General features: G+C 66.1%; 11 protein-coding genes. All 11 read right to left on the bottom strand.

Annotation, left to right across the window (positions count from 1 at the left end; all coding sequences use genetic code 11):
- Nucleotides 1-205: 205 nt before the first annotated feature.
- Nucleotides 206-2965: a flagellin gene (locus tag Q0629_RS02495; RefSeq protein WP_298778510.1), complete on the bottom strand. Its 2760-nt coding sequence runs from the start codon at nucleotides 2963-2965 to the stop codon at nucleotides 206-208.
- Nucleotides 2966-3282: 317 nt separating this feature from the next.
- On the bottom strand, nucleotides 3283-3456 hold the full coding sequence (locus tag Q0629_RS02490; RefSeq protein ID WP_298778508.1) for a 4Fe-4S binding protein: 174 nt from the start codon (nucleotides 3454-3456) through the stop codon (nucleotides 3283-3285).
- Between the two features lie 112 nt (nucleotides 3457-3568).
- Complete coding sequence (locus Q0629_RS02485; protein WP_298778505.1) at nucleotides 3569-6505, bottom strand: DNA translocase FtsK; 2937 nt, start codon at nucleotides 6503-6505, stop codon at nucleotides 3569-3571.
- 15 nt (nucleotides 6506-6520) lie between these two features.
- Entirely contained in the window at nucleotides 6521-7516 is a 996-nt protein-coding gene (gene mltG, locus Q0629_RS02480) for an endolytic transglycosylase MltG (RefSeq protein WP_298778504.1), read from the bottom strand.
- A 102-nt stretch (nucleotides 7517-7618) separates the two neighbouring features.
- Nucleotides 7619-8767: a tRNA preQ1(34) S-adenosylmethionine ribosyltransferase-isomerase QueA gene (gene queA / locus Q0629_RS02475; RefSeq protein ID WP_298778501.1), complete on the bottom strand. Its 1149-nt coding sequence runs from the start codon at nucleotides 8765-8767 to the stop codon at nucleotides 7619-7621.
- Nucleotides 8764-10248, bottom strand: coding sequence for a SpoIID/LytB domain-containing protein (locus tag Q0629_RS02470; protein WP_298778499.1), 1485 nt, complete (start codon nucleotides 10246-10248; stop codon nucleotides 8764-8766). Before Q0629_RS02470 ends, queA begins: the two co-directional genes overlap by 4 nt.
- A complete protein-coding gene (gene ruvB, locus Q0629_RS02465) occupies nucleotides 10245-11321 on the bottom strand; it encodes a Holliday junction branch migration DNA helicase RuvB (RefSeq protein ID WP_298778496.1) in 1077 nt (358 codons plus the stop codon). The genes Q0629_RS02470 and ruvB overlap by 4 nt, the downstream gene beginning before the upstream one ends.
- 2 nt (nucleotides 11322-11323) lie before the next feature.
- Nucleotides 11324-11935, bottom strand: a complete 612-nt coding sequence (ruvA, locus tag Q0629_RS02460; RefSeq protein ID WP_298778493.1) for a Holliday junction branch migration protein RuvA — start codon at nucleotides 11933-11935, stop codon at nucleotides 11324-11326.
- A 49-nt stretch (nucleotides 11936-11984) separates the two neighbouring features.
- Nucleotides 11985-12500 (bottom strand): crossover junction endodeoxyribonuclease RuvC, encoded by a 516-nt coding sequence (gene ruvC, locus Q0629_RS02455; RefSeq protein WP_298778513.1) that lies wholly within the window; start codon nucleotides 12498-12500, stop codon nucleotides 11985-11987.
- The gene (locus Q0629_RS02450; RefSeq protein WP_298778512.1) at nucleotides 12500-13255 is read right to left on the bottom strand and encodes a YebC/PmpR family DNA-binding transcriptional regulator; all 756 of its coding nucleotides are present in this window, start codon (nucleotides 13253-13255) and stop codon (nucleotides 12500-12502) included. Before Q0629_RS02450 ends, ruvC begins: the two co-directional genes overlap by 1 nt.
- A 145-nt stretch (nucleotides 13256-13400) precedes the next feature.
- Nucleotides 13401-14141 (bottom strand): NAD(+) synthase, encoded by a 741-nt coding sequence (gene nadE, locus Q0629_RS02445; RefSeq protein WP_298778491.1) that lies wholly within the window; start codon nucleotides 14139-14141, stop codon nucleotides 13401-13403.
- Nucleotides 14142-14325 lie beyond the last annotated feature (184 nt).

Genomic DNA, 14325 nt, shown 5'->3' with positions numbered 1-14325 from the left:
CCATGCTGCGGGAAGGGATGTCCCCGGAGTCCGTCGCGCGCTTCACCCGCCTTTCTCTGGATGAGATCGAGGCCCTGAAGGAAAGCTGAACGAATCGGGCGTTCCTGCACACCTTACGTTCCGTCGATGCAGGAGTGAGTTGACGAAGCTGCCCCCCGGTTGTGGCCGGGGGGCAGCTTTTGTCGATCGGTTCTTGCGGGTTACCTTAAGACCTCAAGAGGCTCAGGACGTTCTGAGGAAGCTGGTTCGCCTGGGCCAGCATCGAGGTACCCGACTGGTTCAAGACCTGCAGCTTCACGAACTCCATCATGGCCTTGGCCATGTCCGCATCCCGAATGCGGCTCTCCGCCGCCGTCAGGTTCGTGCTGGTGGTGGTCAGGTTCGACACCGTGTGCTCCAGCGAGTTCTGGTAGGCGCCAATCTTGGCGCGCTGTGTGGAGACCTTTCCGATGGCCGTGTCCAGGATGGTGATGGCCCGCGCGGCGGACCCGCGGTCCGTCACGATGACGCGGGTAACGCCCAAGGCGTTCGCCCCCATGTTCCCGATGTCGATCGCCAGGTCCTCGCCCTCGTTCGCCCCCACCTGGAAGATCGTGCTGTTGTCCACGATGTGCAGCACCGTCTCGTAGGGCGTCCCGTCGGCGGACAGGACGAAGTTCCGCAGGTTCTCGTTCCAGGTCACCTTGATGTTGGCCATGGGGTCGAACTCCACGTCCACGTTCTTGTGGATCACGCCGATGAGCTGGTTGCCGGACACCTTCACGTTGCTCGCGATCGTCGCGCCCGTGTGGGCGTCGTACACGGAGGCCGTGAAGGAGTTCTCCTTCGCCTCCTGCACCACGTTCAGGGAAAGGGCGTTGACCAGGTCCTCGTTGCCGCTGAAGGAGAGCCGGCCCGCCGCTCCGGCCACCAAGGAGCGGATGATGAAGGTCCCCGGCACCGTTTCAAGGCCGTAGTCCTTCTCCGTGCCCTTGCCCACGAACGTCACGAAGTCGTTAGCGTTGCTGACGGCGAAGCGGGCCTGCCCCAGGCCGTTGGCGATGGCGTCGTTCAGCTTGCTGCGCAGCTCGCCCAGCGTGTCCGTGGCGTGGAGCGTGATCGTGGTGCTCTTGCCGTCCCCCTGGGAGATGGTGATCGTCTGGGGGTCCGTCAACATGAAGACGCCCTGGCTGGTCCAGAACTTCTCCAGATCCCGCAGCTTCACGTCGCTCTTGGCCACCTGCCCAATATAGGCCGCCTCGAACGTGGCCAGCGTCTTTCCCGCCGTCATCTCGGTCTTGTTGGTGGTTAGGACGATGTCGCCCTCGTAGACCGTGCCGTTCTTGTCGTTGAGGTAGAAGTTCCGGAAGTGCAGCTCCTTCTCCATCACCTTCTTCGCGTCCAGGCCAAACTTCAAGGTGGCGTCGGAAACCGATCCGCCCCAGTTGTAGGGCCACGTACTCGTCTGTTGCCCTTCGATCTCCACCGTCTGAGCGTTTGCAGCGGCCTTCTTCGTCACATTGTAGACAAACTTGTTTCCAACGCTGAAGAACCTCGTCATCCCTTCCTTCAGGCTCATCTGAAGGGCTCCGTCCGTCCCATTGGGGGGAGTGACCGTCCCCTCCTTGCCCAGCCCCAGGCTCTTGCTGAGGTCCACAAAGGCCTTCTCCGTTAGAACGATGTTATCGTTCACCCTGTTGACCACACTGCCGTCTGGCCTCAGCACGTTGGCTGTCGCCTTCAGCGTCACGCTCTTCGACTGAGCGTCGACCGACACCACCTCGTAGAGGATGCTAGCGTTGTTCTCAAGGTCCGCGTCCTTTACCTTCGCGTCGAGAATATCGGCAAAGGTGACGTTACGCTCCACACCATTAGCCGCGGTGGAATTAAAGGGCACAGTTGCTGTAGGAGTACCAGCAGTCGCTCCCCCTGAGAGCTCTATCTTGACGTCGTCCGCCTGGCCCCCCACCTTAAAGGCCTTGATGACGATCTTGCCCTTGGTTCCGCCGCCGCTGGTGTCCATCTCCGCGCTCAGGGTGACCCCATCCAGCGTCGACTTGGCCAGCTCCGCCTTGATTTTGGTTAGGGCGTCCTCCAGAGATTCGTTAGTAAATGTAATCTCGTTGCCGATCTGGGTTCCACCGACCTTGATTGTCAGTTTTTTATCGCCATTCCAGGTTATTGCAGCACCTTTGTCGTTAACCTGAAAGGACGTGCTCTCGGCAGTGTAGGACTTGCCCAATTTGAACCCGTACTGCCCCGTCAGCGTCGCGGCGGAGTCTGCTGGCGCAGCGGCCGTCTTCACCGTGTAGCTCCCTGCTGGAAGGTTGTCCACCCGCAGCCCGGCAATCCCGGCCTGGTCGTTCAGACTGACCCCCATCGTGACGTTCGGGTGCTTGATTCTAAAGATGTCCGTCTTCTTGGCCTCGGCCTGCCCCGGCGTGGCTGTAATGCTGATCTTGTAGTTGCCCTCAAAGGCGCTCTTCTGGCCGAACTGGTCGATCTCCCGCAGGGAGCCGCGGATGTACGCCTTCGTGGCCAGATCCGTGGAGGACCAGATGCCCGCCGAGGTGCCGTCCAGGAGCTTCTTGTTGTTGAACTGGGTGGCGGTGGAGATGCGGTTGATCTCGTCCTTCAGCTGATCGACCTCGAGCTGAATGTACTCCCGGTCCTGCTGGGTCAGCGTGTCGTTCGCCGCCTGCACCGCGAGCTCCCTCATGCGCTGGAGGATGCTGTGCGTCGAGGACAGGGCGCCCTCCGCCGTCTGCAGCATGGAAACGCCGTCCTCCGCGTTGCGGACCGCCATGTTCATGCCGCTGATCTGGGCCCGCATCTTCTCGCTGATGGCCAGCCCCGCGGCGTCGTCCGCCGCGCTGTTGATGCGCAAGCCCGTCGAAAGGGTCTGAATGGACTTCTGAAGCGACCTGTTGGTGTTGTTCAGTGCGTTGTACGCGAAAAGCGCCGGTACGTTGTGGTAAATCCTCATAACTGTCCTAACCTCCTGCAGACGGGCCATCCTGTCCCGTCTCCCAAAGTTCTGAAAAGCCTCCAAAGACCATCCTGGTCCACACCGAAAAGAGCGCGCAGAACAAACACAAAAGACGAAAAGCCTTACTTTATGTAGTGTACCACATCCCTCAACAAAACGTTCGGATGAAGTCCGAGAGCGGGCTGCGCCCCCGACCTCCCCGCAAGTCGAGCCACTACACTTATTTTTATCGGCGCTGAGGGAAAAAACTTAAGCGCAGGGCATAAAAAAACGACGGGGTCTCCCCCGTCGAACGAAGCTTCGCCTCAAACAGGCTACTGAGAGATGGCGCTGACCGGGCAGGTCGAAACGCAGCTGCCGCACTCGACGCACTTGCCCTCGTCCACCTGCGCGTGTCCGTCCGTCATCGAGATGGCGGAAACGGGGCATGCCCCAACGCAGGACTCGCACCCGACGCACGTACCAGCATCCACTTTGGCCTTAGCCATAGAAAAAACCTCCCCCCAAAAATTAAAACCGTTGAAGCACAAAATCCTCGCCGGGGTCGAAAAACCCCGACTGTTACATTATATCACAAGGCCCCACAGCAGCGGGAGACATTCAGTCCTCGTCGAAGATTCCTCCGGTCCTGGCACGCTCCAACGCCTCGAAGGCGCTCTCCTCGTCCAGCAGTATCTGCCGGGGCTTCGTGCTGTTGGGCATCTGGGGCCCAACGATGCCCAACTGCTCCATCGCGGTGATGAGGCGGCCGGCCTTGGGGTATCCGATGCTCAAGAGCCTCTGCAGCCCGCTGGCGGAGGTGATGCCCGTCTCCATCACGGTGCGGATGGCCTCCTCCATCTTGGGGTCATCCACGGCGCCGTTGCCGCCGCGGCCGTCCCCGCCCCCGCCTCCGTTGCTGTCCGCAAACTCGATGTAGTCCGGTGGGCCGAACACGTCCTTCATGTACTCCACGAAGTCCAGCGTGCGCTCCTCCGTGATGAAGGGGGACTGAAGGCGAAGAGGGCGGGGGAAGCGCGTGCTGCGGAACAGCATGTCCCCCTTGCCCAGCAGCTTGTCGGCACCCCCTGTATCAATGATGGTGCGTGAGTCCGTCTGTGACGGCACGGCAAAGGCCACCCGCGCGGGCACGTTCGCCTTGATCAGCCCCGTGATCACGTCCACCGAGGGGCGCTGAGTGGCGAGGATCAGGTGGATGCCCGCCGCGCGCGACTTCTGGGCCAGGCGGGCGATGAGGCCCTCCACCTCCTTGCCCGCGGTGTACATGAGGTCCGCCAGCTCGTCCACCACCACCACGATGTTCGGGTACCGGTCCTTCGGCAGCACCTTCTCGTTGTAGGGGGCCAGGCTGCGCACCCGCGCCCGCGCGAAGTTCTCCGTCCGGGTTTCCATCTCCTGAACGGCCCAGGTCAGGGCGTCGATGGCCTTGCGGGAGTCGGAGATGGGCCGGGCCAGGAGATGGGGCAACCCCTCATAGATGGCGAACTCCACGTGCTTTGGGTCCACCAGGATCAGCTTCAGCTCGTCCGGCGTGCGGCGCGAGCACATCCCCAGGATGCAGGCGTTGACGAATACGCTCTTGCCCGACCCCGTGGTCCCCGCCACGAGGAGGTGGGGCATGTCCTCCAGGCCGCAGACCAGGAAGCTGGAGTCCACCTGCATCCCCATCTGCAGCGGCAATACGGCCCGACACTCTGCAAACTCCGGGGACTCCATCGCCATCCGCAGAGGGATGCCCCGGCGTTTGGAGTTGGGTATCTCGATGCCCACGTAGTGCTGCCCCAGGATGGGGGCCTCCACTCGGACGGAAACGACGGCCAGGGCCATCGTCAGGTCGCTGGCCAGCCCCGCCACCTTGTTGACCTTGGTGCCGGGAGCCAGCTCGATCTGAAACTGGACCACCGACGGGCCGATCACGATGTGGGCGATGGATGCGGTGATGCCGAAGTTCTTCAGCGTTTCGACGATGACCTCTCCCTGAGCCGCCGCCGCCGCCGTGGCCTTCTGGTCCGCCACGTCCTCCACCGGTGGGCCGAAGAGGTCCAGCTGCGGCGGAAAGACCCCCTCCAGAGAGCGCCTCTCGTCGAGCTCCTCAGGCAACACCACCTCCGGCACCTCCGCCTGAAGGGCCGTGCTTCGTCCGTCGCACTCCGCATCGCGGGCCCGTGCCTCCGAAGCGCTAGCCGCTTGAGGCTCAGGGGCCTGCGGCGCTGGGGGTGTCGTTTGCGGCGCCTCCGACATGACCGGATCTTTTGGTGTCTCCGCCGGGCCGCTTGGCTGGAGGGGCGCCTCCCACGGTTCGGTCGAGTGAGGCGTGACCTCGCCGTCCATGGGCTTCAGCAGGTCCGGACGCACGGAGAAGGTTCCGGCCTCCAGCGAGGAAAGGAGGTCGTCCAGAATCTCTACCGCCGTCTTTCTGGGTTGAGCGGTCCCCGCTTCCGGGACTCCGCCACGGGGCGCTTCACGGGGGGCCTCCGCCCTGTCCGGTGCCGCGGAAGGGGGACGGTCGGAGGCCGGCGACTCCGCCGCCTCGGCTTGCGCCTCCCTCTCCGACGCCTCGCCAACTACCTGAGCCGCCGGAGAAGAAGGCTCGTCGGCTGGAACGGCCGTGTCCTGCCGCAGGAAGGGTGACGGGCTCGGGGATTCGACCTCCTCCGGCCCAGCGGGCACGAAGGGACCGTCCGGAGGGGGCGGAACGTCCACAACCTGCCCCTGAGGCACTCGGCGCGGCTCCGGCGCGGAGCTCCGGCCCGCGAGGCCGTTCGGGGTGACCGGCGTCAGGGGGTCGAAGGGGACGCCGCCGGTGGAGGTGTGACGCACCAGGCGCGCCCCATCCTCCGGCGCCTGCGCTTCCGACGAGAGCAGGGCGTCGTGGAGGGGGTGGACCTTCCCCACCCGCTCGACGTAGACCTCGGACCGGGCGGCGGCCTGCCGGGCCGGGGATGAGGGCGGGGGGGACGGCTCTCGTCCGGAGTCGGCGTCCGCCTCCGGGTCCTCCGAGTTCCCCGCGGGCAGGGCGGCCACGAGCAGCGCAAGGATTCGGGAGCCGAAGAAGAAGGCCGCCAGCAGGAAGGAGGCCGCCGCCGCCAGGAGAGCGCCCAGCATCCCCAAGTTCAGGACGAAGAGGCGCGCCAGGCCCCGCCCCACCGACCCCGGCTCGAAGAAGCTCCACGTTGGGTTCCAGCCCACGTATTGGGCGATGCCCAGCATGAAGGCCAGCGAAACGTAGAGCTGCGCTGTCCCCAGAATCTGCCCCAGGGGCCGGGGGATGCGGAAGCGGACGAGCCGCGCAAAGCACAGGTACAGCAAGAACAAAAGAGGGATCAGCACCGCACCGCCCCAGACCGTGCGCAGGTATTCACCGATCTGCCCCCCCGACTGCCCGACCCAGGAGCTGTTGAAGAGGGAGGCCATGACGTAGACGTCAACGGCGATCAGGAGCAGGACGACCAGCTCGCCCCAGTTTCCCCTGGACGCGGCCGCCCTGCGGCCACCCTGTTCGCCGGACCCTCGTTCCGCATCGTAATTCGAGGCCACCTGGATACCTCCCTTCTACAGTCCGGAGCGCGCCCTGTCCACGTTGCGCAGGTGCTCCGCATAGGTCTTTGCAAAGTAATGGTAGCCGTCCTTCCCCGCTACGTAGTAGTAGTCCCCGCCGTCCTCCGGGCTGAGGGCCGCGTCCCAGGCGGCGCTGCCGGGGACGCAGATGGGCCCCGGAGGCAGCCCTGAAACGCGATAGGTGTTGTAGGGGGAATCGATCCCCAGGTCGCTCCGCAGCACCCTGGTGAGCCGACGGCCCTGGAGTTTCCAGGCGTAGACGACCGTAGCGTCGATCTGGAGCGGCATCCCCTCCTTCAGCCTGCGCTGGATCACGCCGGCCACCCTGGGCGCCTCGGAGTCGTGAAGGACCTCCCGCTCCACCATGGAGGCGATGACGGCCGCCCGGTGCAGCTCCTGCTTCGTCATCCTCTCTGCGGCAGCGCCGAGCCGCTTCCACCAGTGGGCGCTGGCCGCTCGGACAAGTTCGGCCGGGGTGCGCTCCAGCACGGGATAGCTCTCCGGCTGAAGGAAGGCCAGACGCGAGGACTCGTCCTCCGGCAGCTTTGCCCGCATCGCTTCGGGGTAGTTGGCGTCGTCCATGACCGCCTGATGCAGCGCGTCGTCCTTCGACGCGACGTCGAGGGAGAGGGCTTCGCGCAGCGAGTACGCGTCCGCGCCGGGGATGAGGGTCATCCGCAGCAGGTAGGCCCGCGCCTCCCGGAGCTGCCGCGCCGCATACCAGGGGGCGGAGCGCACCACCTTGTAGTATCCGGGCTGCATCCGCCGGTCCAGTCCAAAGCGGACCATCCATCGGGCCAGGTCTCCGGCGCTGCCCTCCAGGGCCCCCTGATCCTCGAAGGCCTGGGCGATCTGCCGCGCGTTCGTCCCCGGCGTCACCAGGACGGTGACGAGTTCCCCCTCCGGAACGGGCAAAAGCCCCTCCCAGACGGGACCAGGGACCTTGAAATAAAAGGCCGCACCGCCGGCGCACAGCAGGAGAACCGCCAACGCCGGGAGAAATTTCCTGACCGGTCGATTCATTGTCCATCCGCACCTTGTACTTTCATAATCCATGCCCTGTCCGCGCCAAAGGCCCGGCGCCGTAGCGCCTCAGCGCTGTATGAACATGGCATCTCCGAAGGAAAAAAAGCGGTATCCCGCCTCCATCGCCGCCTTGTAGACGGAGAGCAGCCGGGCCACCGCCCGCTCCTCCCGCCCCTTGAAGCCACCCAGGTTCGCTGCAAAGGCCGCGACCAGCATCAACAGGGAGCTTTTTGGAAGGTGGAAGTTCGTGATCATGGCGTCCACCACCTGAAACTCGAAGCCCGGATAGATGTACAGGCCCGTGTCCATGAGGCCCGAACGGACCTCTCCGCCTCCAGCGGTCATGGATTCCAGCGTTCGCACGACGGTGGTCCCGGAGGCGATGACGCGCCCTCCCCGCCGCCGGCACTCTCGCACGGCCCACACCGTCTCCTCCGGGACCTCGCAGGGTTCCTCGTGGATGACGTGTTCCCGGATGTCCTCCGCCTTGACTGGGCGGAAGGTCCCCAACCCCACGTGAAGCGTCACCCAGGCCCGATGGACGCCCATCGCGTCGATGGCGTCCAGGAGGCCGGGAGTGAAGTGCAGGCTGGCCGTCGGGGCCGCCACGGAGCCGTCCCGCTGGGCGAAGACCGTCTGATAAGCCTCTCGCCAGTCGCCCTCGCTGTGAATGTAAGGAGGGAGCGGCACGTGGCCAAAGGCGTCGAGGAAGCTCAAGACGTCCCGACGGCCCTCCCCCACGCGCACCAACCGCACCCCGTCGTCCTCGCAGGCCTCAATCCTGAGGGCGCGGTCCCCCACCTCCACCTCCGCCCCGACCCTCAGACGCCGGCCAGGTCGGACCAGGGCCCGCCAGCAGCACAGGTCCTGCGACGCAGGACTGAGTAGCAGGACCTCCGCCGCTCCGCCGCCGGGGACGCGCCTGCCCAAGAGCCGCGCGGGAAGGACCCGCGTGTCGTTCAGCACGAGCAGGTCCTCCGGCCTCAAGAAATCCAGGATGTCGCGAAAGTGGCAGTGCCGCACCCCGTCGGAGCCCACGTCCCAGATCAGCAGCCTCGACGAATCCCTGGGCTCCGCAGGGGTTTGGGCAATGCGGTCCTCGGAGAGGGGATAGTCATAGGTCTCCAGGCTGAACAGCGCATCGTGGGAAAGGGGTGGCATCCGATCCGTGGAAGCCGTACCCGGCAGCGGCAAGAGAGGCGCCATCGTCGTCATCGGTAGCGTTTGACCTCCGTCCCCGGGTAGTAATGCATCAGGATGCGTTCGCCCTTCCAGCCGTTCTTCGCCAGCGTCAGGCTCCCCCACTGGGAAAGCCCCACGCCGTGCCCCCACCCTCTGCCGCAAAAGACGAAGGTGTCCCCTTCCCGCGCCACGGTGAAGCCGCCGCCCCTCACGACCGGCGCGACAGGCGTAGCAGGCGCGACGGGGGCGGGCTTCCGTACGGGCTGTGGGGCCGGCGCGCTGCCGCCCGTCCGCTGAAGGCCGATGTAGAAGTAGCCCTTCTTCTTGTTCGGGTTGGAGAGCATGTCCACCAACTCCGACGTCGTAAAGACGCCGTCCGCCGTCATCTGCGCCAGGCGCTTTTCCTGAGCAAACGTCATGGGGTCCCTCGACGTGGGGACGGGGGGGAGCGGCCGTCCATCCACGGGCGCGGGACGGCTTTCCTGCGGTGTCACCGGCTGTGGCTGCGGCGTTACGGGCGGAGTCCCCGCCCGTGACGTCAACATGGTGCTCTTCAGGAGGTTGGGTCCTATGGCCGTCCGAAACTGGCTGGCCTTTACCGAGCTCGTTCCCCGGCTGCCGGTGAAGGTCAGCGCCGTAGCCCGCCCGCCCTTATCGACGTTGACGACCCGAACCTCCGAAAGAGCCCCGACGCCGGCCTTGATCCTCGCCAGGGCGGCCTCGATGCTGCCCCTCGGTATCCGGACCGACCAGGAGGCGTTGGGCGAGGTGTAGGCGACGGGCTCCCGTACGCCGGCAAGGTAGGGCAGGGCCCTTCCCCAGACGTCGGCGTTGTTCGCCGTATGTCCGCCGCTGTCGGAGTGGAAGGGCGTGAAGGCCAGCTCGCTTCCGTAGGTCAGTATCTCGCGCTCCGTGCTGGCCACCGCCTGATTGGTCGCCGCCGTTTCAACCCCCGCTCCCCTGTAGACCTGGTCGGCGACGGTGTCGGTGACGTCATAACCCCGGCTGGCGCGGGCCAGGCTCTGCCGCAGCGCGTAGGTTCGGGAGATGATCGCCTGCACCCTCAGCGCCTCCATGGGCCAGGAGGCCCCTACCTCGGCGGGCAGCACCCCCCGCAGGTAGTCCTCCAGGTCCAGAACGTTCAGAAGGCCCCGGCTCGTGATCAGGAAGGCGCCGCGATAACGCCGGTTGTTGAAGCGCATGAGCCCTCCGCCGGTTATCCGGATCGGCAGCGCAAAGGCCGCCTTTCCGGCCAGGAGCCGTCCGCCGGCGACTCGCAGGGCCGCAGGGTTCCCCAGCGGATGAGCCTTGCCTCCGCCGTCCACCAGCATCATCGCCCCGTCCGAGGCCACGGTGTAACTCCCCGCGGCGGAGAGGCGGACGTAGATGTCCCGCGCCTCCGCCCTCGTCGGAAGCTGTGCCAGAAGCAACAGGGCCAGAAGCCCCCACAGCCGCAGGGGCCTCGTCAGGGCGGGCGACACCCCGCCCGCCCCCTGCACAGCGTTTCCGGTCATTGGTCCTCCTCCTGTTCCGCCCCGAAGGGAAGGCGCAGTTCCTCGTCCGGCCGCCGCCTCATGGGACACCCAAGGTAGGCGTAGGCGTTGGACGTGGCCCGCCGCCCCCGCGGCGTCCTCTCAAGAAACCCCTTCTGGATCAGGTAGGGCTCGTAGATGTCCTCGATGGTCTGAGGTTCCTCGTTGATGGCCGCCGCAATGGTCCCCAGCCCTACAGGGCCGCCGTCAAAGCGCTCGACGACCGCTCTCAGGATCTGGCGGTCCCCCTCGTCCATGCCCTCCGCGTCGATGTCCAGCATGTCCATGGCCCGGCCCGCAATGTCCGCATCGATCTCTCCCGTCCCCTTGACGGCGGCCACGTCGCGGACCCGCCTCAGAAGCTTCAGCACCACCCGCGGCGTCCCCCGCGCCCGGCGGGCGATCTCGACCGCGGCGTCCCCCGCGATGCGTATGTCGAGCACCCCGGCGGCCCGCAGGACGATGCGGGCCAGCTCCTGCTCCGTGTAGAGTGAAAGCTGCTCCACGATGCCGAAGCGCGCCCTCAGGGGCGAGGTCAGAAGGCCCAGCCGCGTGGTGGCCCCGCAGAGCGTGAAGCGCGGCAGGGCGAGGCCGATAGTCTTGGCCAGGGGGCCCTTGCCCACGACGATGTGCAGCTCAAAATCCTCCATGGCGGGGTAGAGGATCTCCTCCACCTGGCGCGGCATGCTGTGGATCTCGTCGATGAAGAGGACGTCGTTGGCCTCAAGGTTGGAAACGATGGCGGCGAGGTCCCCCGCCCGCTCCAGGGCCGGGCCGGTCGTCTTGCGAAGCTGCCCTCCCATCTCCTGGGCGATGATCTCCGCCAGCGTCGTCTTGCCCAGACCGGGAGGGCCATAGAAGAGGACGTGGTCCAAGGGTTCGCCCCGGCCCCGGGCCGCGTCGATATAGATGCGCAGCTTCTCGCGCACCCTCTCCTGGCCGATGAAGTCCACAAGAGCGCGCGGGCGGACGGTGGCGTCCTCCGCAGCGCGCGGAGAGGAGAAAAAACGCCCCTCGTCCTCCGCCTCGATGGGGGTTCTCGCGTCCTCGGACATCGCTAACGGCCTCCTCTGTGCAGTTCTCTCAGGGCAAGCTTCAAGAGCGTTTCCGCATCCAGCCCGTCAAACACCTCCCCCTGTGCGGCGCGCAGCAGCGTCAGGACGGAGGCTGCATCCGCCTGCGTAAAGCCCAGCCCCACGAGGGCCTCCGCCACCGTGTCGGCGGTCCGGCTCGGTGCACTCTCCCCCTGGGCTGCGGACTGGATCAGCCCGTCAGGCAGGAGGGACCGCAGCTCGAAGCACAGCCGCTCCGCCGTCTTCTTCCCAACGCCCGGCGCACGGGTGAAGGTCGCGACGTCCGCCAGGGAAACGGCCCGCAGCACCTCGTCCACCGAGAGCGCGGAGAGGATGGCCATCCCCGTCCTGCCACCGACGCCCTTGATCGCCACGACCTTCAGAAAGAGCTCCCGCTCGCGCTCCGAGGCAAATCCGTAGAGCGCCGCGCCAGCTTCTGATATCTGGAGGTAGGTCGTGAGCCTCACCCTCTGCCCGGCAGAGCACAGCGCGGCGGCGGCCCGTGTGCAGAGGAGGTCGAATCCAAGCCCGTTCACATCCAGCAGGACCGACATCTCCGAAACGCCGAGGACGACGCCCGTCAGGGACCGGATCATGACCCAACCTTCAGGGGGCGTCCGACCAGTGGCCTATGGTTCCCCGACCTCATGCCCCGACCGTCCTCAGTTCCGCGTCCCGCATGAGCGCGAAGCCGGTGATGGCGGCCGCCAGGGCGTCCGCCGTGTCGTCCGGCGAAGGGACCCGGTCAAGCCCCAGGAAGCGCTGGGTCATCCGCTGGACCTGCTGCTTGTCCGCCCCCCCCGTGCCGCAGACGGCCAGCTTGATCTGGTTCGGCTTCGGCTCGACGACCGGCAGGCCCCGCTGGGCCGCCAGGAGCATCACCACGCCCCGCGCCTGCCAGACGAACTCCGCCGTCGTGGCGTTGTGGCCGAAGAAGAGGCGCTCCACGGACATAAAAGCGGGGGCGCAGCGTTCAAGCTGTTCCCCCAACTTGGCATAGATCTGCAGGATGCGCTGCATGAAGGACAGCTTCGGGCTGGTTTCAATGCACCCGTAGTCCAGGGCTCGAAAGCGCGAGCCGCTCCGGGCGACGGCGCCGTACCCCACCCGCGCCAGGCCAGGGTCCACCCCAAGACAGACCCTCTCGCCCGACGGCGCCATCACTCCGCGTCCAGCTGAGCGGCGACCTCGTCCGGGATATCGAGGTTCGAGTAGACGTTCTGGACGTCGTCGTGCTCCTCCAAGACGTCGATCAGGCGCGCTGCCTTGCGCGCGGCCTCCACCTCCGACACCTCGACGGGCGTCTTGGCGATCATGGAAACCTCTGCGTTCTCCACGACGTAGCCCGCCTTCTCAAGGGCCGCGTGGAGCGCGTCCAGCTCCGCAGGCTCGCAGTAGAGCGTGTACCCCTCCCCCGACGGCTCCATGTCCGTCATGCCGGCGTCCAGACCGCAGGTCATCAGGGCGTCCTCGTCCAGCCCCTCGCCCTTCACCTCAACGACGCCCCTGCGGTCGAACATCCAGGCGACGCTGCCGGACTCGCCCATCTGTCCGCCGTTGCGGGTCAGGAGCGCGCGGATTTCGGGCGTCGTGCGGTTCCGGTTGTCCGTCAGCACGGAGACGAGCACCGCGATGCCGCTGGGCCCGTAGGCCTCGTAGAGCAGTTCCTCGTAGGTCACGTCGCCCAGCTCGCCCGTGCCCCTCTTGATGGCGCGGGTGATGTTGTCCTGAGGGACGCTGACGGCCTTGGCCCGTTCGATCGCCGTCTTGAGCCGCATGTTCATGCCGGGGTCACCGCCGCCCTCCTTCGCCGCGATGATGATCGCCCGCACCAGCTTCTGAAAAAGGTTGCCCCGCTTGGCGTCCTGCGCCGCCTTGCGGTGCTTGATGTTAGCCCACTTGGAATGCCCTGACAAAAAGATCACCTCATCGAAAGAATTTCATCCTGAACCCCAGCCCGCCCTCAAGCTCTCAAGGGGGCCGGCTCCTTATAAGGGTTAAATTTTATCTTATAACCTGCCGTATATCCAGTCCCAGGGCGTCGGTTCAGCCCGCGTCGCCTCAGACGCGCGGCACGCAGATCGGGACCGGCAGGCGCTTGTGCCCGCTCCTGCGCCTCATGGCCTCGACACGCTCCCGGAAGGGTTCGTCCCGTGTCGTCCCGTCGCTCAGGTAGCGGTCCAGGTCGTCGTAGGTGAAGCCCATGTCCCCCTCGTCCGTCTGTCCCTCCCAGAAGCCGGCGCTGGGGGCCTTGGCGACGATGCGCTCCGGGACGCCCAGGGCGCGGGCTGCGGCGCGCACCTCACACTTCAGGAGGTCCGCCAGGGGCAGCAGGTCCGCCGCCGAGTCCCCGAACTTCGTGAAGTACCCCGTTTCGTACTCCGAGCGGTTGCTGGTCCCGCAGACGAGCAGCGACAGCGTCTGGGCCGCTGCGTAGAGCGTGCTCATGCGTAGCCGCGCCTTGAGGTTTGCCCCCGCTTCCCTCGTCGGCTCCACGCCCGCTCCTTTCATCGCCAGGACCAGCGCGTCGTAAGCGGCGGTGAGGTTCACCGTCTTGTGGGGGATGTCGAGCGCCTCGGCCACGAGAAGGGCGTCCGCCGCGTCGCCGGGAAGGCTGTGGCAGGGCATGATGACGGCCAGCATGTCCCGCCCGAAGGCCCTGCGGCCCAGGGCGGCCGCCACGGCGGAATCGACGCCGCCCGAAAGGCCCACCGCGATCCCCCGCGCCCCGGCCCCGACCACCTGCTCCTTCATCCACTGCTCTATGAACGCCGTCACCTTGTCCGCATCGCGAATCCGCAAGAGAAACGCCTCCCCAACTCAGCCCTTCCTCGACAGAGGCGCCGGCCCCTCAAGGGCGCGGCGGCAGGCTGCCGTTTCATTATAGCGCACCTCGCCCCCCTTTCGGAACCGCAGTGGCGCGGCCAGCGTTTCCTAAATCGCCTTAGGGAAACACTGATTAAGTCGTTAAGAACCGTCAACCGTA

The organism is uncultured Fretibacterium sp. (assembly GCF_938030725.1).
Taxonomy (GTDB): domain Bacteria; phylum Synergistota; class Synergistia; order Synergistales; family Aminobacteriaceae; genus Fretibacterium.
This window is presented reverse-complemented; position numbering and strand designations above follow the sequence as displayed.

What these genes read in the sequence shown, in the direction of transcription:
- queA (WP_298778501.1), bottom strand. Translation starts at nt 8,767, where the DNA reads ATGACGACGATGGCGCCTCTCTTGCCGCTGCCGGGTACGGCTTCCACG.
- ruvC (WP_298778513.1), bottom strand. Translation starts at nt 12,500, where the DNA reads ATGGCGCCGTCGGGCGAGAGGGTCTGTCTTGGGGTGGACCCTGGCCTG.
- Q0629_RS02470 (WP_298778499.1), bottom strand. Translation starts at nt 10,248, where the DNA reads ATGACCGGAAACGCTGTGCAGGGGGCGGGCGGGGTGTCGCCCGCCCTG.
- ruvB (WP_298778496.1), bottom strand. Translation starts at nt 11,321, where the DNA reads ATGTCCGAGGACGCGAGAACCCCCATCGAGGCGGAGGACGAGGGGCGT.
- Q0629_RS02490 (WP_298778508.1), bottom strand. Translation starts at nt 3,456, where the DNA reads ATGGCTAAGGCCAAAGTGGATGCTGGTACGTGCGTCGGGTGCGAGTCC.
- Q0629_RS02495 (WP_298778510.1), bottom strand. Translation starts at nt 2,965, where the DNA reads ATGAGGATTTACCACAACGTACCGGCGCTTTTCGCGTACAACGCACTG.
- ruvA (WP_298778493.1), bottom strand. Translation starts at nt 11,935, where the DNA reads ATGATCCGGTCCCTGACGGGCGTCGTCCTCGGCGTTTCGGAGATGTCG.